18 protein-coding genes are annotated in these 20619 nt (G+C 63.6%); 7 read left to right on the plus strand and 11 right to left on the minus strand.

Annotation, left to right across the window (positions count from 1 at the left end):
* Nucleotides 1-189 precede the first annotated feature (189 nt).
* Nucleotides 190-1950 (plus strand): cation:proton antiporter, encoded by a 1761-nt coding sequence (locus tag CCOS865_RS00845; protein ID WP_119137105.1) that lies wholly within the window; start codon nt 190-192, stop codon nt 1948-1950.
* A gap of 136 nt (nt 1951-2086) precedes the next feature.
* On the opposite strand, the gene CCOS865_RS00850 is transcribed toward CCOS865_RS00845, so the two are convergent.
* The 3 genes from CCOS865_RS00850 to uvrD form a co-directional block, all read right to left on the minus strand.
* Nucleotides 2087-2494 carry an SMI1/KNR4 family protein gene (locus CCOS865_RS00850; RefSeq protein ID WP_119137106.1) on the minus strand — a complete coding sequence of 136 codons (408 nt, stop codon included), beginning with the start codon at nt 2492-2494 and terminating at the stop codon, nt 2087-2089.
* Nucleotides 2495-2608: 114 nt separating this feature from the next.
* Nucleotides 2609-3460: a Tim44 domain-containing protein gene (locus tag CCOS865_RS00855; protein WP_119137107.1), complete on the minus strand. Its 852-nt coding sequence runs from the start codon at nt 3458-3460 to the stop codon at nt 2609-2611.
* Nucleotides 3461-3660: 200 nt separating this feature from the next.
* Nucleotides 3661-5844, minus strand: coding sequence for a DNA helicase II (uvrD, locus tag CCOS865_RS00860; RefSeq protein WP_119137108.1), 2184 nt, complete (start codon nt 5842-5844; stop codon nt 3661-3663).
* Nucleotides 5845-6186: 342 nt separating this feature from the next.
* Between uvrD and CCOS865_RS00865 the strand changes: the two genes are divergently transcribed.
* On the plus strand, nt 6187-8427 hold the full coding sequence (locus CCOS865_RS00865; RefSeq protein WP_415842585.1) for a putative bifunctional diguanylate cyclase/phosphodiesterase: 2241 nt from the start codon (nt 6187-6189) through the stop codon (nt 8425-8427).
* A 33-nt stretch (nt 8428-8460) separates the two neighbouring features.
* On the opposite strand, the gene CCOS865_RS00870 is transcribed toward CCOS865_RS00865, so the two are convergent.
* A complete protein-coding gene (locus CCOS865_RS00870) occupies nt 8461-8778 on the minus strand; it encodes a hypothetical protein (RefSeq protein WP_119137110.1) in 318 nt (105 codons plus the stop codon).
* A 90-nt stretch (nt 8779-8868) separates the two neighbouring features.
* Nucleotides 8869-10311 carry a glucose-6-phosphate dehydrogenase gene (gene zwf / locus CCOS865_RS00875; protein ID WP_119137111.1) on the minus strand — a complete coding sequence of 481 codons (1443 nt, stop codon included), beginning with the start codon at nt 10309-10311 and terminating at the stop codon, nt 8869-8871.
* Between the two features lie 105 nt (nt 10312-10416).
* On the opposite strand from zwf, the gene hexR reads away from it, so the two are divergent.
* Both hexR and CCOS865_RS00885 read left to right on the plus strand, forming a co-directional pair.
* A complete protein-coding gene (gene hexR, locus CCOS865_RS00880) occupies nt 10417-11283 on the plus strand; it encodes a transcriptional regulator HexR (protein WP_119137112.1) in 867 nt (288 codons plus the stop codon).
* 94 nt (nt 11284-11377) lie between these two features.
* Entirely contained in the window at nt 11378-11596 is a 219-nt protein-coding gene (locus tag CCOS865_RS00885; protein WP_119137113.1) for a PA3496 family putative envelope integrity protein, read from the plus strand.
* Here the strand turns inward: CCOS865_RS00885 and CCOS865_RS00890 are convergent.
* Nucleotides 11538-12500, minus strand: a complete 963-nt coding sequence (locus CCOS865_RS00890; protein WP_119137114.1) for a LysR family transcriptional regulator — start codon at nt 12498-12500, stop codon at nt 11538-11540. The two genes, CCOS865_RS00885 and CCOS865_RS00890, sit on opposite strands and share 59 nt — an antisense overlap.
* Before the next feature lie 189 nt (nt 12501-12689).
* Here CCOS865_RS00890 and CCOS865_RS00895 point away from each other — a divergent pair, with 189 nt between their 5' ends.
* A complete protein-coding gene (locus CCOS865_RS00895; protein WP_119137115.1) occupies nt 12690-14105 on the plus strand; it encodes an acetyl-CoA carboxylase biotin carboxylase subunit in 1416 nt (471 codons plus the stop codon).
* Nucleotides 14106-14116: 11 nt separating this feature from the next.
* Nucleotides 14117-15925, plus strand: a complete 1809-nt coding sequence (gene oadA / locus CCOS865_RS00900) for a sodium-extruding oxaloacetate decarboxylase subunit alpha (protein ID WP_119137116.1) — start codon at nt 14117-14119, stop codon at nt 15923-15925.
* 223 nt (nt 15926-16148) lie between these two features.
* On the opposite strand, the gene CCOS865_RS00905 is transcribed toward oadA, so the two are convergent.
* Both CCOS865_RS00905 and CCOS865_RS00910 read right to left on the minus strand, forming a co-directional pair.
* Nucleotides 16149-16970 (minus strand): amino acid ABC transporter permease, encoded by an 822-nt coding sequence (locus CCOS865_RS00905; RefSeq protein WP_119137117.1) that lies wholly within the window; start codon nt 16968-16970, stop codon nt 16149-16151.
* Nucleotides 16967-17788 (minus strand): ABC transporter substrate-binding protein, encoded by an 822-nt coding sequence (locus CCOS865_RS00910; RefSeq protein WP_119137118.1) that lies wholly within the window; start codon nt 17786-17788, stop codon nt 16967-16969. Before CCOS865_RS00910 ends, CCOS865_RS00905 begins: the two co-directional genes overlap by 4 nt.
* Nucleotides 17789-17894: 106 nt before the next feature.
* Here CCOS865_RS00910 and CCOS865_RS00915 point away from each other — a divergent pair, with 106 nt between their 5' ends.
* Nucleotides 17895-18794 (plus strand): homocysteine S-methyltransferase family protein, encoded by a 900-nt coding sequence (locus CCOS865_RS00915; protein ID WP_119137119.1) that lies wholly within the window; start codon nt 17895-17897, stop codon nt 18792-18794.
* A gap of 7 nt (nt 18795-18801) precedes the next feature.
* On the opposite strand, the gene CCOS865_RS00920 is transcribed toward CCOS865_RS00915, so the two are convergent.
* Genes CCOS865_RS00920 through CCOS865_RS00930 form a run of 3 tightly spaced genes read right to left on the minus strand, consistent with a single transcriptional unit; the run spans nt 18802 to nt 20580 of the window.
* Nucleotides 18802-19476 carry a GNAT family N-acetyltransferase gene (locus CCOS865_RS00920; protein ID WP_119137120.1) on the minus strand — a complete coding sequence of 225 codons (675 nt, stop codon included), beginning with the start codon at nt 19474-19476 and terminating at the stop codon, nt 18802-18804.
* 14 nt (nt 19477-19490) lie between these two features.
* Nucleotides 19491-19937, minus strand: a complete 447-nt coding sequence (locus CCOS865_RS00925) for a GNAT family N-acetyltransferase (protein WP_119137121.1) — start codon at nt 19935-19937, stop codon at nt 19491-19493.
* A gap of 13 nt (nt 19938-19950) precedes the next feature.
* Complete coding sequence (locus tag CCOS865_RS00930) at nt 19951-20580, minus strand: FMN-binding negative transcriptional regulator (protein ID WP_119137122.1); 630 nt, start codon at nt 20578-20580, stop codon at nt 19951-19953.
* Between the last annotated feature and the right edge of the window lie 39 nt (nt 20581-20619).

Raw genomic sequence — 20619 nt, forward strand, 5'->3', positions numbered from 1 at the left:
CGCCGACAATGGCCGATCTGTTTCTGCATATTGCACCAACGCTTTTGCGCCGAGGCGCGATGTTAACCTGAGCGAGCCCATGCAACATGGGCTTTCCTGCATCAAACACAGTATGTACCGGCTGTTCGCTCGGGTTTCCCCTGGCTGAGGAGCGGTCTGCGTTGGCCACGTGAAAAGGAGTACCACGCCATGCATGCGATCAGCTTTATCCAGGACCTGGCAGTGATCATGCTGGTGGCGGGGGTGGTGACCATCCTTTTTCATCGCCTCAAACAGCCGGTGGTGCTCGGCTATATCGTCGCCGGCTTCATCATCGGCCCGCACACGCCGCCATTCGGCCTTATTCATGACGAAGACACCATCAAGATCCTCGCCGAACTGGGGGTAATCTTTCTGATGTTCTGCCTGGGCCTGGAATTCAGCCTGCGCAAGTTGTTCAAGGTCGGTGCCACGGCGTTTATCGCGGCGTTCCTGGAAATCGTCCTGATGATCTGGATCGGCTTCGAGATCGGCCGCTGGTTTGGCTGGAGCACCATGGACTCGCTGTTCCTCGGCGCGATCCTGGCGATCTCCTCGACCACCATCATCGTCAAGGCGCTCAACGACCTGAAGATGAAGAACGAGCGCTTCGCCCAGCTGATCTTCGGCGTGCTGATCGTCGAGGACATCCTCGGCATTGGCATCATCGCCCTGCTGTCGGGCATCGCCGTGAGTGGCTCGGTCAGCTCTGGCGAGGTGTTCTCGACGGTCGGCAAGCTGTCGCTGTTCATGATCGTCGCGCTGGTCATCGGCATTCTGCTGGTGCCGCGGCTGCTGGCCTACGTGGCCAAGTTCGAAAGCAACGAGATGCTCCTGATCACCGTGCTCGGGCTGTGCTTCGGCTTCTGCCTGCTGGTGGTCAAGCTCGAGTACAGCATGGTCCTTGGCGCCTTCCTGATCGGCGCGATCATGGCCGAGTCACGCCAGTTGCTGAAGATCGAGCGCCTGATCGAACCGGTCCGCGACCTGTTCAGCGCGATTTTCTTCGTGGCCATCGGCCTGATGATCGACCCGCAGGTGCTGATCGACTACGCCTGGCCGATCGTGGTGATCACCCTGGCGGTGGTGTTGGGCAAGATGCTCTCGTGCGGCATGGGCGCCTTTATCGCCGGCAACGACGGGCGCACCTCGCTGCGGGTGGGCATGGGGCTTTCGCAGATTGGCGAGTTCTCGTTCATCATCGCGGCGCTGGGCATGACCCTGCAGGTCACCAGCGACTTTCTCTATCCGGTCGCCGTGGCGGTCTCGGCGATCACCACGCTGCTCACGCCGTACCTGATTCGCGCGGCCGATCCGCTGTCGATCAAGCTTGGCCAGGTCATGCCCAGCCGCCTGTCGCGGGTGTTGTCGCTGTACGGCGAATGGCTGCGCAGCATCCAGCCGCAAGGCGAGGGTGCGATGCTGGCGGCGATGATCCGGCGGATCCTGCTGCAGGTCGGGGTCAACCTGGCGCTGGTGATCGCGATCTTCTTCAGTGGCGGCTACTTTGCCGAGCGCATTGGCGCGTGGCTCAGCGAGTGGGTAGGCGATGTCAGCCAGCAGAAGGCGCTGATCTGGGGTGCGGCGCTGCTGTTGTCGCTGCCGTTCCTGATCGCCGCGTACCGCAAGCTCAAGGCGCTGTCGATGCTGCTGGCGGAGATGGGGGTCAAGCCGGAGATGGCCGGGCGGCATACCCAGCGCGTGCGTCGCGTGATTGCCGAGGTGATCCCGCTGCTGTCGCTGCTGGTGATCTTCCTGCTGCTGTCGGCCTTGTCGGCGAGCATCCTGCCGACCAACGAGCTGCTGCTGGTGATCGTGGTAGTGGCGGCGGTGGTGGTGGCGCTGCTCTGGCGCTGGTTCATCCGGGTGCACACGCGCATGCAGATCGCGTTGCTGGAGACCCTGGACAACAACCGTGACGCCTCGCATTGAGAGGGATGCTCCCTGCGCGAGCCTTCATCGAAGTCCGAGGGGATGACACGGTAGCGAAGTCGCCAGGCGCAGAAAGCCTGGCGATGTTAAGGCTATTGCTAGCCAATGGCCATTACTTTATGAGAGCAGTTCGCGTTCAGCTTTCCAGCCAGACGTCGCGCACCCAGTGCCAGACCGACTCCCAGCTCTCTTCGGTGACCAGTTCTTCGTCGCCGGACCACAGCACCACAGTGCCGTCTTCCTCGACGCAGTAGTAGTCGTCACCGCTCTGGCAGATCGGGATCAGCTCGCGCGGCACCCCCGCATCCCAGGCGTTGGCGGCCACTTCTGGCAGGTACGTATGCGATTGCGGATCGGTGACGGTGACGGGCTCGAGGCTGCCATAGATCACATCGCTGACGGTCAGCAGGTATTCCTTGAACACGAAAGGAATATTGATGAACAGCTGCTCCTCGATCTCGACCAGCTGATCTTCGTCAGGAAGCTCCAGGGGCACCGGCACCGGCTCATTGGCTTCACGCAGTTGTTCGATCACTTCTTCCACGGTTCAGATCCTCTACCTTGATGACAACGCTGCGCGTTATACCCTAGTAGGGCACTGCGGCAAAAGCAAAAACCCCGGGCAAGCCCGGGGTTTTTTTGTAGCAGCGCGTCAGGATCAGCCGTTTTGGCGGATACCGGCGAGCATCCAAGGCTGGTTTTCGCCTTGGGCGCGTTCCATGTGCCAGCTTTCGCTGAACACTTCGCCCTGGTCGAAGCGCGAGGTCTTCGACTGACCGCTGAAGGTCAGGGTGGCGATGGTCTTGTCGGCGCGGTCGTCTACGCCTTCCAGCTGTACGTCGAGGTTGTCGATGTAGGTGGACTGGAAGCCATCACCCAGGTCGGCACGCTCACGCTTGAGGAACTCGAGCAGTTGCGGGGTGACGAACTCGGCGATCTTGTCCATCTCGTTGGCGTCCCAGTGCTGCTGCAGCGACTGGAAGTGGCTGCGGGCGGCGGCAAGGAAGCTCTGCTCGTTGAACCAGGCAGGGGCGTTGATCGCTGGCGCGGCGGCAGCGCCGGCGGAACCGCCGAACACCGACGGCTGGGCCGGTTGCTGGGTGTGCGCTTCGCGCTGGAACGGCGCGTGACCGGCAGCGGCCGCTTGCGGCTGTTGCTGACGACGGCGCGCGGCGATGAAGCGGAACACCAGGAAGGCGATCAGGCCCATGATCAGGAAGTCCATGATCTGCATGCCCTGGAAGCCGTCACCCATGAACATGGACGCCAGCAGGCCACCGGCGGCCAGGCCGGCGAGTGGGCCCAGCCAGCGCGAAGCACCGCTGGCGGCAGCCGGTGCGCGACCTGGCGTGGTCGCTGCGGCGGCAGGCGTGGTTGGCGTGGCCTGGCGAGTCTGGTGGATAGGCGCGGAGCCCGAGCTCTTGCCGCCGCCGAAGCGTTTGGCGTTGGCGTCCAGGCTCAGCGTCAGACCGACGCACAGCGCCAGGGCGATGCTAAGAAAACGTTGCATAAGTGGGATATCCCCTAATTGTGGATTGCACGCGCGTCATGGTGCACATGTTGTAGGAGACATGGCTAGCGCCATAATGTTTCCAGCTTTTGCCTGAACGGTCTGAGGAAGACACGAGGCGGGCGGTAGGGCATTGGATTTAATGCTGTAGGAAAAGTCGCCCGACCTCTTCGCGCTTCAGCGAAGAGGCCGGCGCTGCTTCAGATCGCCTCGAGTTTGGCATACCCGAGCATCAGCCACTTGCTGCCTTCGTCGAAGTTCACCTGCACGCGAGCCTGTGCACCGGAGCCCTCGAAGTTGAGGATTACCCCTTCGCCAAACACCGAATGCTGCACGCGCTGGCCGAGCGAGAAGGCGGTCTGCGGAATGCTGGCGTTGGCGAACAGGCTGCTGGCCGGTGCCTGCGCGCCGCCGAACGGGCGGCTGACCGAGTTGGACAGGCGCACTTCCTGGACCAGGCCGGCCGGGATTTCACGGACGAAACGCGACACCTTGTTATAGGTTTCGCTGCCATACAGACGCCGGGTCTCGGCGTAGGTCATGTACAGCTGGCGCATGGCCCGGGTGATGCCGACATAGGCGAGGCGGCGTTCCTCGGCCAGGCGCCCGGGTTCTTCCAGGCTCATCTTGTGCGGGAACAGCCCCTCTTCCATGCCCACCAGGAACACGTACGGGAACTCCAGGCCCTTGGCGCTGTGCAGGGTCATCAGCTGCACGCTGTCTTCGTGCTCGTCGGCCTGGGCGTCGCCGGCTTCCAGCGAGGCATGGCCGAGGAAGGCCGACAACGGCGACAGGTCGGCGTCTTCTTCACTGCTTTCGAAGTTGCGCGCGGCGCTGACCAGTTCCTCAAGGTTTTCTACCCGTGCCTGGCCCTTCTCACCTTTTTCTTCCTGGTGATAGAGGATCAGGCCGGACTGCTCGATGACCGTCTGGGTCATCAGGTGCAGGGGCATTTCCGAGACCTTGGCGGCAAGGTTCTCGAGCAACTCGATGAACGCGCCCAGCGCGCTCGCGGCGCGGCCCTTGAGGGCCTTGGCGGCGAGCAGTTGGCACATGGCCTCCCACATCGACAGCTGCGCGTGGCGGGCGTGGTCGCGAATCGCCTCGACGGTCTTTTCACCGATGCCACGCGGCGGCACGTTGATCACCCGCTCCAGCGCCGCATCGTTGCCGCGGCCTTCGAGCAGGCGCAGGTAGGCCATGGCGTTCTTGATCTCGGCGCGTTCGAAGAAGCGCTGGCCGCCATAGATGCGGTAAGGAATGCGTTCGCGCAGCAGGGCTTCTTCGAGCACCCGCGACTGGGCGTTGGAGCGGTACAGGATGGCAATGTCGCTGCGCGCATTGCCCTGCTTGATCACGCTCTCGATCGACTCGACCACGTAACGCGCTTCGTCATGCTCGTTGTAGGCGGCGTAGAGGGTCAGTGGCTCGCCTTCGCCGACGTCGGTCCACAGCTCCTTGCCCAGCCGATCGGTGTTGTTGGCGATCAGGGCGTTGGCGGCCTTGAGGATGCCGCCGGTGGAGCGGTAGTTCTGCTCCAGGCGGATCATCTCGGCGTCGGGGAAGTCGGCGGTGTACTGATGAATGTTCTCGATCTTGGCGCCCCGCCAGCCGTAGATCGACTGGTCGTCGTCGCCCACCGCCATCAGGCTGTCGCCGCCCTGGGCGAGCAAGCGCAACCAGGCGTACTGCACGGCGTTGGTGTCCTGGAACTCGTCCACCAGCAGGTGGCGGAAGCGCCGCTGGTAGTGCTGCAGCAGGCCAGGGTTGTCGCGCCACAGGTCGAGCGCGCGCAGCAGCAGTTCGGAGAAGTCGATGACCCCGGCCCGCTCGCAGGCCTGCTCGTAGGCTTCATAGATGCTGCGCATGGTCGCCAGGAACAGGTCGCCACCCGGCTGGATGTGCTGCGGGCGCAGGCCTTCATCCTTTTGCCCGTTGATGAACCACTGGGCCTGGCGCACCGGCCAGCGCTGCTCGTCGAGGCCGAGTTCGCGGATCACCCGCTTGACCAGGCGTCCTTGGTCGTCACTGTCGAGGATCTGGAAGTTCTGCGCCAGCCGCGCTTCCTGCCAGTGCGCCCGCAGCAGGCGATGGGCCAGGCCGTGGAAGGTGCCCACCCACATGCCGGCCGGGTTGATGCCCATCAGCTGCTCGATCCGTTGGCGCATTTCTGCCGCCGCCTTGTTGGTGAAGGTCACCGACAGGATCGAGTGCGGCGACGCCTGTTCGACCTGGATCAGCCAGGCGATACGGTGCACCAGCACGCGGGTTTTACCGGAACCGGCGCCAGCAAGCACCAGTTGACGCCCGGCCTTGGCAGCTACGGCCTGGCGTTGGGCATCATTGAGGGAGTTCAGCAGGAGGGAGAGGTCGTCTGTGTGCATCCGGCCATTCTAGGGCGACGCGGGGGCGAGGGGCAAACCTCTACTGTATAAATATTCACCTTGGAGGCTCGCCGTTCATCAGTCCGACCCCGTTAATCCGGGTCACACGCACCGACATGACGCAGAGCAGTTTGGCCAACGCCGCCGCTTGTGTAAGATCCGCGCAACATTGCGCTCATCCATAACAAGAAGACCAACAGAATCAGCACTATGACCCAGGATTGCACGGCGATCGGAATATCGTCGCAGACGACAAGGAATCTGCGCAGGCAATTCGCCACCCAGCTCTTCATCGAGCGTACCCGCCTGTTGTACCAGGGCTCGCTGCTGCCCACCGTGTTCATGCTGCTCAACGGCCTGCTCTGCGCCTGGCTGCTGTGGAGCCCTGCGCGCTACCTGCTGGTCAGCGTGTGGCTGGTCTGGCTGCTGGCGCTGGTGGCGTCGCGGGTGATCCAGGTCGCGGCGTTCGAGGCGGCGCCGGCGCAGCGCCAGGCCAGCCCGAGCTGGTGGCGGATGTTCCTCGGCGGCTCGGCCTTCAGCGGCCTGACCCTGGCCTGTGCGGCAATTGCCCTGGTGCCGGTGGACAACTTCGTCCAGCAGGCGTGGGTGTTCGGCTTGCTGGGGATGGCGGCGTTGTCCGCCAGCGTCGCCTATGCGGTGAGCCTGCCGGCGTTTCTCAGCTTCGCCTTGCCCTGCCTGCTGCCGCCGATCGCCTTCCTGTTCTACTTCGAGGCCGGCCATCAGCGCGGCTGGGGCTGGCTCGGCCTGATCCTGCTGGGGGCGCTGATGGTGGTGGCCTGGCAGGTCAACCGGCTGATCGACCGCAGCCTGCTGCGGCGCTTCCACAATCAGGCGCTGAGCGAGGACCTGCAGCGGGTCTATGCGCAGAAGGCGCTCGAAGAGCAGGAGCGGCTGGCGTCGACGGTGTTCGAGGCGTGCAACGAAGGCATCGTCATTCTGACTGCCGACTTTGTCCTGCTGGCCGTCAACCAGGCGTACTGCCAGATGACCGGCTACTCGCGTGCCGAGCTGATCGCCCAAGCGCTGCTGGAATTGCCTTGTAGCAGTGATGCGCAGCGCTACAACCAGTCGATGGAGCACGCCCTCAACCAGCACGGACACTGGCAGGGCGAGCTGGTCGAGGCGCGCAGGAATGGCGAGCTGTACCCGCAGTGGCTGCAGCTCACCGGGGTGCGTGACAGCGACGGTAACCTGAGTAATGTGGTCGGCTTCTTCACTGACCTGTCGGCACGCCGGGCCTCCGAGGAGCGCCTGCGCTACCTGGCCCACTATGACGAACTGAGCGGCCTGGCCAACCGCGCGCTGTTCCGCCTGCGCCTGCACGAGGCCGGCCAGCGCGTGCGCCTCAATGGCCGCAGCCTGGCGTTGCTGCACATCGACCTCGACCGCTTCAAGCTGCTCAATGAAAGCCTGGGCCATGAGTTGGCCGACCAGTTGCTGAAGAAGATCGCCAAACGTATCGCCAACGCCGTGCCCGAGGCCGACACCGTGGCGCGGCTCTCCGGCGATGAATTCGCCGTGCTGTTCGATGGCTACAGCAACCTCTCGAGCCTGGTGCGAGTGACCACTCGGCTGCTGGACAAACTGCGCGTGCCGCAGCGCCTGGATGGCCATGAAGTGGTGATCAGCGCGTCGGTCGGCATCAGCCTGTTGTCGGATGCCGCGTTCGACGCCAATGCCCTGATCAGCCAGGCCGACATGGCCAAGCAGCACGCCAAGCACCTGGGCGGGGACAACTTCCAGTTCTACACCGAAAGCCTGCGGGCCAGCACCCTTGAGCGCCTGCAGCTGGAAAACCACCTGCGCAAGGCGGTCGACGAGGGCCAGCTGTTGGTCTACTACCAGCCCAAGCTGTGCCTGCAAAGCGGCCGGCTGCATGCCGCCGAGGCCCTGGTGCGCTGGCAGCACCCGCAATGGGGCATGGTGCCGCCCAGCGAGTTCATCGGCCTGGCCGAAGAAACCGGGCTGATCGCGCCGATGGGCGAATTCGTCCTGCGCCAAGCCTGCTGGCAGGCCTGTGAATGGCGGCGCGAGGGCTTGCAGATCCGCGTTTCGGTCAACCTGTCGGTGTATCAGTTGCGCCAGGGCAAGCTGGTCAGCCTGGTGCGCCAGGTGCTCGAGGAGACTGGCCTGGCGCCGGAAATGCTGGAGTTGGAACTGACCGAAAGCCAGCTGCTCGACAGCGTCGAACACATCATCTCGACCTTCCAGCAGTTGCACGCGCTGGGGGTCAAGTTGGCGATCGATGATTTCGGCACCGGCTATTCGTCGTTGAGCTACCTGAAACGCTTCCCGGTGGACTACGTGAAGATCGACCAGGCGTTCATCCGCGGGCTGCACGAGGGCAATCAGGACGCCGCGATCACGCGGGCCATCATCGCCATGGCCAAGAGCCTCGACCTCAAGGTCGTGGCGGAAGGGGTAGAAACCCAGGCGCAGCTCGACTTCCTCAAGGCGCAGGGCTGCGATGAGGCCCAGGGCTACCTGATCAGCCGGCCGGTCGATGCGCTGACCTTCAAGGGCTTGTTGGACGGGTCGATGCGGCCATGGGTCAACGGATGACCTAGCGGAGCGGGCTGGCCCGCTCCGTTCAGATCAATGGGTCACGTTGATCTGGGTGATGCGGGCGATCAGCCCACCCTCATGGAAGATATCCACTTTGGGGATGCCGTCATGGCCACCCGCCAGCACGAAGGACACAGGTTTGTCGCAGACGGCCTGGGTATGCATGCCGCCGAGGTTTTCCAGGGTGAGCTCCAGGGCCAGCGCCATGGACTTGTCCTGCATCGCCCGGACCTGCAGAACGGGCTGCAGGCCGCCATGTGCGACGGTTACCGTGCCCTGTACACGGAAGGTCGGCGAACCTGGCAGCTTGTCGTTTTGCGCAGTCCAGCCCTTGGTTTCGATGGTCATGTTGGTTGACTCCGGTGGCGAACGGCAACGTCATGTTGCCGGGGTCGCCACAGTGCGCTGGGCGCGCGTCGCAGCGCAGCCAGAAAGCCTTCAGCTATACCAATGCCTTCCCTGTCGCGTCAGCAGGCTGTTGGCCTGCTCCGGGCCGTTGCTGCCCGCGTGATAGGGGCGCGGGGCCTGGAAGTGTTCCTCCCAGCCATTGAGGATCGGATCGATCCAGGCCCAGGCCGCTTCCACTTCGTCGCGGCGCATGAACAGCGTCGAATCACCTTCGAGGACATCCAGCAGCAGGCGTTCGTAGGCCTCCCAGCGGCGCGTCTGGCCGAACACCTGGGCCAGGTTGAGGTTGAGCTCGACCGGCTCCAGGCGCATGCCCTTGCCCGGGCTCTTGGTCATCATGCGCAGGCTGATGCGCTCATCGGGTTGCAGCTGGATCAGCAACTGGTTGACCTGGCCACCGCTGAACAACTCGTGGGGCACCGGCTTGAACTGGATGACGATCTGCGATGAGCGCCGCGCCATGCGCTTGCCCGTGCGCAGGTAGAACGGCACCCCGGCCCAGCGCCAGTTGTCGACCTGTGCCTGGACGGCGACGAAGGTCTCGGTATCGCTGTCATTGTCGACGTCTTTCTCGAAGTAGTAGGCCGGTACTTCCTGGCCACCGATGTGCCCGGCGCTGTACTGCCCGCGTACGGTCTTGTCCTGCACGTCCTGGCCAGTGATCGGTTTCAGCGCGCGGAGTATTTTCACCTTTTCATCGCGCACCGCCTCGGCCTCGAACTGCGCGGGGGGCTCCATGGCCACCAGGCACAGCAACTGCAGCAGGTGGTTCTGCAGCATGTCGCGGGTGGCGCCGGCGCGGTCATAGTATCCACCACGGTTCTCGACCCCGAGGGTTTCGCAGACGCTGATCTGCACATGGTCGACCTGGCCGTTGCGCCACACCGGTTCCAGCAGGGCGTTGGCGAAGCGCAGGGCCATCAGGTTCTGCACGGTTTCCTTGCCCAGGTAGTGGTCGATGCGAAACACCTGCGACTCGTCGAAGACCGCGCCGATCGCCTGGTTGATCGCGGTGGCCGACTCCAGCGAATGGCCGATCGGTTTTTCCAGCACGATGCGCGCCTCGGGGTCGGCCAGGCCGGCGATCCGCAGGTGGTTGGCAATCGGCACGAACAGGTTGGGCGCGGTCGCCAGGTAGTAGATCCGCGACAGCCCTCCAGGCTCGCCCAGGTAGCGTGCCAGGCGACCGAAATCGGCACTCTGCGCGGCGTCCATGGCGAAGTAGTCGAGCCGCGCGCAAAACCGTCGCCAGACCTCCTCGTCAAAATCGTCGCGGGCGATCTGCACCCGGCAGTGGCGCTCGGCCAGCTTGAGGTAGTCGTCACGGTGCAGGGTGCGCCGGGCCAGCGCAATGATCCGCACGGCGTTGTGCAGGCGAGCCTCGCGATACAGGTGGTAGAGCGCCGGCAGCAGCTTGTGCAAGGCCAGGTCGCCGGTGCCGCCGAAGACCAGAATGTCGCAAGGAATCGTCAAGCCACCACTCTCCAACGTTCGTTTAACTGGGCGGGTCGCCGGTCATGTAGTATAACTACAAGAAAGCTACATCCCCGGCCAGCCGATCATAACCGAGTCCAGCCCGTGAATCTGTTGCAACATATCGCCCAATCGCGCCACCTGCTGCGTAAATCGGAACTGAAGGTGGCTGACCATGTGCTGCTTGATCCGGCTGCCGTCATGCACAGCTCCATGGCCGACCTTGCCCACAACGTCGGTATCAGCGAGCCGACCATCGTGCGCTTCTGCCGGGCGATCGGCTGCTCCGGGTTCCAGGACCTCAAGCTCAAGCTGGCGCAGAGCCTGGCGGCGGGCGCCAGTTTCGGCCAGTTCGCGATTCACGAGGATGACTCGGTTGCCGACTACAGCCTGAAGATCTTCGACACCACCCTGCATACCCTGATGGAAGTGCGCGAGCACCTCGATCCGCATGCCTTGCAGCAGGCCGTTGCGGCCATGGCCACGGCCCAGCGGGTGGAGTTCTATGGGTTTGGCGCCTCGGGGGCGGTGGCGGCCGATGCCCAGCACAAGTTCTTCCGCCTGCTGCTCAGCGCGGCGGCGTACTCCGACCCGCACATGCAGGCGATGTCGGCGGTGACCCTGAAGCCAGGCGACGTGGCCGTGTGCATCTCGCAGTCGGGCCGCTCCAAGGACCTGTTGATCACTGCCAACCTGGTGCGCGAGAGTGGCGCCAGCCTGATCACCCTGTGCCCGAGCCAGACCCCGCTGGCCGAGCTGTCCACGGTCAACCTGGCCATCGATGTACACGAAGACACCGAGATCTACACCCCGCTGACCTCGCGGATCGCTCACCTGGTGGTGATCGACGTGCTGGCGATGGGCGTGGCCATGGCCCGTGGGCCGAGCCTGGTCAACCACCTGAAGAGCGTCAAGCGCAGCTTGCGCAGCCTGCGTCTGTCGCCCAAGTCGATCAAGGCCATGGACGACTAATAGCAAGTTTCATCGATCTGTCACCCATCGGCAGCGAAACGGTAAAGTCCCCGAGCCAGTCTGAAACTCCCCGCACTCGATCAGGGAGACAGGCATGGCTCGTGACCTCGATGGCTCGTATCAACCCAACGCCAAGGCTCGCAAACAGCAGGAGAAGGATCTGCGCCGGATGGAGTTTCGCCGCGCGATCGAAAGCTACTCCGAGCAACGTCAATTGCTCCGCGATATCGTCGACTACCCCGAGCTGAGAGACATCACGGTGTGGCAGGTATCGGCGGCAGCTTCCCCGAAAAACGCTCCACAATCGCGCTGATCATCGCACGTTCGCTGCGGATGAACGCCAGAAACGCCAGGGCCACCGGCGACTGCCGTTTGGCCTTGGCCTGCACCACACACCAGCTGCGGTACAGCGGCAGCTCCTCGACCGGCAGCTCCTTGAGCATGCCCGTGGCCAGCTCCAGGTTCAGCGCATGGCGCGTCAGCAGGGCGATCCCCAGGCCGGCGATCACGCACTCGCGCTGGGCATCGGCGGAGGCCACTTCGAGGGTCTGGGTGAAGTGCACGCGCTTTTCCTTGAAGTACTCCTCGCAGGCCTTGCGCGTCCCCGAGCCTTGCTCGCGGACCAGCAGGGTATGAGGCTCGAGGTCCTGCAGGCGCAGCTTCTCCAGCTTGCACAGCGGGTGGTCCGGCGGCGCCACGGCGACGATCGGGTTGTTCAGAAACGGCAGGAACTCCAGGCCCATGTCCTGCGGCACCATGGACATGATGATCAGGTCGTCGCGGTTATCCGACAGCCGCCGGATCGCCTGGGCGCGGTTGACCACCGTGAGGGTCAGGTTGACCTCCGGGTGTCGCTGCTTGAAGGCAGCGAACAGGTGTGGCACGAAGTACTTGGCACTGGACTCGATCGCCAGCTTCAGCTGACCTTGCAGTGAACCCTGCATGTCCGACAATTGCATGTCGAGGTTTTCCAGCCGGCCAAAGATGTCGCGGCTGGCGCGCTGCAAGGCTTCGGCCGCCTCGGTGAGGTAGAGCTTCTTGCCGATGTATTCGAACAGCGGCTGGCCGACCAGCTCTTCGAGCTGGCGAATCTGTAGACTGACGGCCGGTTGGGTCAGCGCCATTTCTTCGGCGGCCCGGCTGTAGGAGCGTAAATCGCACACCTCATTGAAGATCTGCAATTGACGCAATGTCATACGCATCAATGACTTACGCATTATTTTCCGGGCTCCGGCAAAACCTTGTTACTGAACTATAAGCTTTTGCTAATGCTGCCTCTAACAAATATTGATTTTTGTTTATCGTCCTCTGGCGCTAGGGTGGATGTGCGACTGGCCAGCAGCATCGGGTCACGCGCCGACCGGTAGAACCGGCTCGTATGATCCATCGGCTTTGGGAAGACTCCAGTGATAAAAAAAATCCTGATCGCCAACCGGGGTGAAATCGCAGTCCGCATCGTGCGTGCCTGCGCCGAGATGGGTATTCGCTCGGTGGCGATCTATTCCGACGCCGACCGGCATGCCTTGCACGTCAAGCGCGCCGACGAGGCCTACAGCATTGGTGCCGAGCCACTGGCCGGGTACCTGAACCCGCGCAAGCTGGTCAACCTCGCTGTGGAAACCGGCTGTGATGCGCTGCATCCCGGTTACGGGTTCCTTTCGGAAAACGCCGAACTGGCAGAAATCTGCGCCGAGCGCGGGGTCAAGTTCATCGGCCCGTCCGCCGAGGTCATTCGCCGCATGGGCGACAAGACCGAAGCGCGCCGGACCATGATCCAGGCCGGGGTCCCCGTGACCCCAGGCACCGAAGGCAACGTGGCGGATATCCACGAGGCGCTCGTCGAAGGCGAGCGTATCGGCTACCCGGTGATGCTCAAGGCAACGTCCGGTGGCGGCGGCCGAGGTATTCGCCGCTGCAACAGCCGCGAGGAGCTGGAACAGGCCTTCCCGCGGGTGATTTCCGAGGCCACCAAAGCCTTTGGCTCGGCCGAAGTGTTCCTGGAAAAGTGCATCGTCAATCCCAAGCATATCGAGGCGCAGATCCTCGGTGACAGCTTTGGCAACGTGGTGCACCTGTTCGAGCGCGACTGCTCGATCCAGCGCCGCAACCAGAAGCTCATCGAGATCGCCCCCAGCCCGCAGCTGACCCCTGAGCAGCGCGCCTACATCGGCGACCTGTCGGTGCGTGCGGCCAAGGCGGTGAACTACGAGAACGCCGGTACCGTGGAGTTCCTGCTCGCCGATGGCGAGGTGTACTTCATGGAGATGAACACCCGGGTCCAGGTGGAACACACCATCACCGAGGAAATCACCGGCATCGACATCGTCCGCGAGCAGATCCGCATCGCCTCCGGCCTGCCACTGTCGGTCAAGCAGGAAGACATCCAGCACCGCGGTTTCGCGTTGCAGTTCCGGATCAACGCCGAAGACCCGAAAAACAACTTCCTGCCCAGCTTCGGCAAGATCACCCGTTACTACGCCCCGGGCGGCCCGGGCGTGCGCACCGACACCGCGATCTACACCGGCTACACCATTCCACCGTTCTATGACTCCATGTGCCTGAAACTGGTGGTCTGGGCGTTGACCTGGGAAGAAGCCATGGACCGCGGCCTGCGGGCCCTGGACGACATGCGCCTGCAAGGGGTGAAGACCACCGCCGCGTATTACCAGGAGATCCTGCGCAATCCGGAATTCCGTAGCGGCCAGTTCAATACCAGCTTTGTCGAAAGCCACCCTGAACTGACCAACTACTCGATCAAGCGCAAACCCGAAGAGCTGGCCCTGGCCATCGCCGCCGCCATCGCCGCCCACGCAGGCCTGTGAGGAACCCCATAATGTCCAAGAAAATTCACGTAACCGACACGATCCTGCGCGACGCCCACCAGTCCCTGCTGGCCACCCGCATGCGCACCGAAGACATGCTGCCGATCTGCGAAAAGCTCGACAAGGTCGGCTACTGGTCGCTGGAAGTCTGGGGTGGCGCGACCTTCGACGCCTGCGTGCGCTTCCTCAAGGAAGACCCGTGGGAGCGTCTGCGCAAGCTGCGCGCCGCCTTGCCCAACACCCGCCTGCAGATGCTCCTGCGCGGGCAGAACCTGCTCGGCTACCGCCACTACAGCGATGACGTGGTCAAAGCCTTCGTCGCCAAGGCCGCGGTCAATGGCATCGACGTGTTCCGCATCTTCGATGCCATGAACGACGTGCGTAACCTGCGCGTGGCGATCGAGGCGGTCAAGGCCGCGGGCAAGCATGCCCAGGGCACCATCGCCTACACCACCAGCCCGGTGCACACCATCGACGCGTTCGTGGCCCAGGCCAAGCAGATGGAAGCCATGGGTTGCGACTCGGTGGCGATCAAGGACATGGCCGGCCTGCTCACCCCGTTTGCCACCGGCGAGCTGGTCAAGGCGCTGAAGGCCGAGCAGTCGCTGCCGGTGTTCATCCACTCCCACGACACCGCCGGCCTGGCCGCGATGTGCCAGCTCAAGGCCGTTGAAAACGGTGCCGACCACATCGACACCGCCATCTCCAGCTTTGCCTGGGGCACCAGCCACCCGGGCACCGAGTCGATGGTCGCCGCGCTCAAGGGCAGCGAGTTCGACACCGGCCTGGACCTGCAGCTGCTGCAGGAGATCGGCCTGTACTTCTACGCCGTGCGCAAGAAGTACCACCAGTTCGAGAGCGAGTTCACCGCGGTGGACACCCGCGTGCAGGTCAATCAGGTGCCGGGCGGGATGATTTCCAACCTGGCCAACCAGCTCAAGGAGCAGGGCGCGCTCAACCGCATGAGCGAAGTGCTGGCGGAGATCCCACGGGTGCGCGAAGACCTCGGCTTCCCGCCGCTGGTCACCCCGACCTCGCAGATCGTCGGCACCCAGGCGTTCTTCAACGTGCTCGCCGGCGAGCGTTACAAGACCATCACCAACGAGGTCAAACTCTACCTGCAAGGCGGTTACGGCAAGGCGCCGGGCGTGGTCAACGAGCAACTGCGCCGTCAGGCGATCGGCAGCGAAGAGGTGATCGACGTCCGCCCGGCCGACCTGCTCAAGCCCGAGATGACCAAGCTGCGTGGCGACATCGGCGCGCTGGCGCACAGCGAAGAAGACGTGCTGACCTATGCCATGTTCCCGGACATTGGCCGCAAGTTCCTCGAAGAACGCGAAGCCGGCACCCTGACCCCTGAAGTGCTCCTGCCGATCCCCGAAGCCGGTGCTGTGGCAGCCCCTGGCGGCGAAGGCGTACCCACCGAGTTCGTCATCGACGTGCACGGCGAGACCTACCGGGTCGACATCACCGGTGTCGGCGTCAAGGCGGAAGGCAAGCGTCACTTCTACCTGTCGATCGACGGCATGCCGGAAGAAGTGGTGTTCGAGCCGCTCAACGACTTCGTCGGCGGTGGCGGCAGCAAGCGCAAGCAAGCCAGCGCGCCGGGCCATGTCAGCACCACCATGCCGGGCAACATCGTCGATGTGCTGGTCAAGGAAGGTGACGTGGTCAAGGCCGGCCAGGCGGTGCTGATCACCGAAGCCATGAAGATGGAAACCGAAGTCCAGGCGGCCATTGCCGGCAAGGTCGTGGCCATTCATGTGGCCAAGGGCGACCGAGTGACCCCGGGCGAGATCCTGATCGAGATCGAGGGCTGAGCTAAGCCCTCATCTGCAAGCGGTTAACCTCATTGGGGAGCGATAAGCTCCCCTTTTTTTTGCCCTCGCCAGCCTCAGAGCAATCCAGCCTTCGCTCAGCCCTTTCAAGGTCTTCGCAGTGCTCCTGAATTTATCCTTGGCTTGAACTCGCTGGGGCCGCTGCGCAGCGGCCCCAGCGAGCTCAAGCCATGCGCAAATTCAAAATACCTTGAAAGGGCTGGGCCTAACGCTGATAACCCTTGCCAAAATGCCGCTCAAGCCGAGCCTGCATCAGTTCGAGCATGATCGACAGCACCCAGTAGATCACCGCCGCTGTGGTCAACATTTCCAGGTAGCGATAGCTCGAGCGCCCATACGACTGGGCCAGGAACATCACTTCCCAGACCCCCATCACCGAGATCAGTGACGAATCCTTGAGCATCGAGATGAACTGGTTGGCGCTCGGTGGGATGATCGTGCGCATCGCCTGCGGCAGGGTGATGTGCCAGAAGATCGCGGCCGGGCGCATGCCCAGGGCCAGGGCCGCCTGGCGTTGGCCAAGGGCGACGCCGATGATCCCGGCGCGGAAGATCTCGCTCAGGTAGGCGCCGTAGTTGAGTGACAGGGCGATGATCCCCGCTGCGATGGCACCGGGCACCAGGCCCAGCTGCGGCAGGCCCAGGTAGATCAGCAGGATCTGGATCAGCAGCGGTGTACCGCGGAAGAACGAGGTGTAGAAGCTGGCCACGCCAAACAGCACGGCACTCTTCGACAGCCGTGCGAGGGCGGCGGCAAAGCCCAGCAGCACCGACACCACCATCGAGCACAGGCACAGGAACAGTGTCAGCGCAGCGCCCTGCAGGAAGCCATTGGGGCCGAGCTTGAAGCCTGCCAGGTTGGGGAATTTCTCGACGATGATCGAGAATTTCAGGTCAAAACTGAGAAAGAAGCCGACGAACAGCAGGAGCAACACCAGCCACGTCAGGTACAGGCGGGTGCGGAAGCCGAACAGGCGCGCACCCGGCGCGCCCACCACGGGTTTTGGAGCGGGCTGATGAGCACTCATTTACTGATATCGGCGCCGATCCACTTCTGCGACAGCTTGGCCAGCGTGCCATCGGCCTTGAGCTCGGCGAACACCTGGCGCACCTTGGCGTCCCACTCGGGATCGCCTTTTTCGATGGCGACCGAGTTCGGCTCTTCATACAGCGGCGCGCCGGCCAGCTTGAAGCGCTTGTCCTGGTCTAGGCGCGGCTGTGCGGTCACCAGGTTGGTGAGGATGGCGTCCAGGCGCACGCCGGCGCCCAGGCCGAGGTCCTGGAAGGCCACGTTGTCGGTGTCGTACGGGGCGATCTGGACGAAGTCGAACGGGTAATCGATCTTCTGCTCTTCAGCGCCTTCGATCACCAGGTTCTTGTTCAGGTAGCTCTCGTAGCTGGAGGCGCTGGTCAGGCCGACCTTGAGGCCGTCGAGGTCCTTGGCCGAGTGAATCCGCTCATCCTTGGCATTGACCACGATCACCGCCGGCGAGGCGTAGTATTCCACCGGGAAGTCGAACACCTCGGCGCGCGCCTTGCTTGGGGTCATCGAGCAGATGCACAGGTCGTAGCGACCGCTCCAGCGGCCGGCGGCGATCACGTCCCAGGACGGTGTCTCCAGGCGCAGCTTGACGCCGAGCTTGGCCGCCACGGCCTTGGCCACGTCGACGTCGAAGCCATCGAGCTGGTTCTGATCATTGAGGAACGAGAACGGCGGGTAGCTCTCCATCAGCACGTTGACGATTTCCTTGCGCGACTCGACGCGGTCCAGGGTGGCACCGGCAAAGGCTGCAGAGGTGGCGCTCAGGGCCAGAAGGCCTGCGCAAAGCAAGGAAGGCAAACGCATGGAGATACCTGGAAAAAGTTGTTAAAAAAAGCGGATTCGATATTTAATAGTTATAAGTTTGAAGTCACCAGTGAATATTATTCATATCAATATAAGCGGAAGTTATATGGGCGATCGGTCGTTGGAAATTCTTGATGGCGGCATGGGTCGGGAGCTGCAGCGCCGAGGCGCGCCGTTTCGCCAGCCGGAATGGTCGGCCCTGGCGCTGAGCGAAGCGCCGGAAGCGGTGATCGCGGTGCACACCGCCTATATCGAAGCCGGTGCCGGGGTAATTACCAGCAACAGCTACGCGGTGGTGCCGTTTCATATTGGTGAACAGCGCTTCGCCGATGAAGGCTTCGCCCTGGCGGCCACCGCCGGTCAGCTGGCGCGCACCGCGGCTGACGCCAGCGCGCGGCCGGTAAAGGTTGCCGGTTCGCTGCCGCCGCTGTTCGGCTCGTATCGCCCAGACCTGTTCGAGCCCGAGCGCGTCACCGAAGTGCTGCTGCCGTTGGTCGTAGGTTTGGCGCCGTATGTCGACCTGTGGCTGGCCGAAACCCAGAGCGCGATCGTTGAAGTGCAGGCGATTGCCAAGCAATTGCCGGCCGATGGCAAACCGCTGTGGGTGTCGTTCACCCTGCAGGACGAAGAGGTCGGCGAGGTGCCGACGCTGCGTTCAGGCGAAAGCGTGACTCAAGCGGCCGAAGCGGTCGCGGCCCTGGGCGTGAAGGCCATGCTGTTCAACTGCAGCCAGCCGGAAGTGATCGGCGCGGCGATCGACGCCGCCCGCGAAGTGTTCGAGCGCCTGGGCGCAGACATCGCCATCGGTGCCTACGCCAACGCCTTCCCGCCGCAGCCCAAGGACGCTACCGCCAACGATGGCCTGGACGAGCTGCGTGAAGACCTCGATCCGCCGGGCTACCTGAGCTGGTCGCAGAACTGGCGTCAGCGTGGCGCCAGCCTGCTCGGCGGGTGCTGCGGCATTGGCCCGGAGCACATCGCCGAGCTCAAGCGTCACCTCGACTGAGTGAACCTCAGGCCAGGTTGCGGCAGGCTTCCAGCGTCTTCGACTGTCCGTCGGGGCGCTGGTTGTCGGCACTCAGCCAGCGCTCGAAGCCAGCGGCCACGGCTGGCCACTCGTCATCGGTAATCGCGTACCAGGCGGTATCGCGGTTCTGCCCCTTGATCACCATGTGATTGCGGAACACCCCCTCGTAAATGAAGCCGAAGCGCTCCGCCGCACGCTTGGAGCGGGCATTGGCGTTGTTGCACTTCCATTCCAGACGGCGATTGCCCAGTTCGAAACCGAGCTTGCCCAGCAGGTAAACCGCCTCGCTGCCTTTTGGCGTGCGCTGCATGGCCGCGCCAAAGGCGATGTGGCCGATCTCGATGCGGCCGTGGTCGGGCACGATCGACATCAGGCTGAGGATGCCCTGCACCTGGCCGCTGGCGCGGTCGATGACGCTGTAGAACAGTGGATCGCGGCTGGCGGCGTTGCCTTCGAGCCATTTGTCGAAAGGGGCGCGTTCGCTGAACGGGCCGTAGGGCAGGTAGTCCCACAGCGACGGATCAGACTGCGGGCCTTGCAGCACCTGCCACAGGTCATCGCCATGGCGAGTTGGATCGAGCTTCTCCAGGCGAATGAAACGCCCTTCGATGGGCTCGGCCTGGGGCGTTTTCGCCGGTTGCCAGTTAATCGGCTGACTCATGTGCGGCTCCTGTCTTACAGCGTTTGGCGAAACTGGATAAAGCCAGGCCGTTCTGCGACCTGGTCGTACAGGCCCTGGGCGGTGGTGTTGGTTTCGTGGGTCAGCCAATGCACCTTGCAGCATCCGGCCGCCTTGGCCGTGGTATTGACCAGCGCGATCAGCTGGCGGCCGATGCCCAGGCCACGCTGCTCGCCGTCCACGTACAGGTCCTGCAGGTAGCAGGCGTTGGCGATGCTCCAGTTGGTTCGATGATAGATCCAGTTGACCATGCCCACCGCCTTGCCATCGACCCAGGCCAACGCCGAGTGGGTCGGCTCCTGCGGGTCGAGCAGGCGCTGCCAGGTCACGGCGCTGACTTCCTCGGGCAGTTCGGTTTCATAGAAGCGCAGGTAGGCCTGCCACAGGGGCAGCCAGGCGGCGTGGTCGTTGGCGCTGACGGGGCGAATGATGACGCTGGACATACGGGCTATTCCTTCAGAGGGCGCGCATGTGCGCGGCGAGTTGCAGGTTCAGTGGATCGGTACTGCTGGCCAGGCCTTGGCGAACGCCTTCGATGTCCTCGGCCGAGCGGTTCTGGCTGAGCTTGCGCGCGCCTTGCAGGCGGGCGATGGGCAGGCGGAAGCCGACGATGGCGCGGAGCATGCCGTCGATGTAGTCGCTGGGCGCATCGGCGACTGTCCAGGGTGCGCTGCGGCCCTGCTCGTGCCGATCGGTCAGGCGGCTGACGATGTCCAGCAGGCCCGGCCCGTCCTGGATCACTTCGGCGGCGCCGTAGGCATGCACGGCCAGGTAGTTCCAGGTCGGCACCACCTTGTGGTTGTCGAGCTTGCTCGGGTAGTAGCTGGGGCTGACGTAGGCGTCGGCGCCGGCGAAGACCAGCAAGGCTTCAGTGCCTTGCTCGAGCACCTGCCACTGACGATTGGCGCGGGCCAGGTGGCCGTAGACCGTGCCGAACTCACCTTCGCCGGTATCCACCAGCACCGGGATATGGCTGGCGAGCAGACCCTGCTCGCCGTAGGTCACCAGTACAGCCAGGCGGGTTTCGAGCATCTGCTGGTGCAGGCGGTCGAGGTCGTGCTCCTGATGCGGTTTGCTGTTGTACATGCTGGGTTCCTTGTCGAATGGCTCCATCCTAGGCAGTCT

This window comes from Pseudomonas reidholzensis (genome assembly GCF_900536025.1).
Taxonomy (GTDB): domain Bacteria; phylum Pseudomonadota; class Gammaproteobacteria; order Pseudomonadales; family Pseudomonadaceae; genus Aquipseudomonas; species Aquipseudomonas reidholzensis.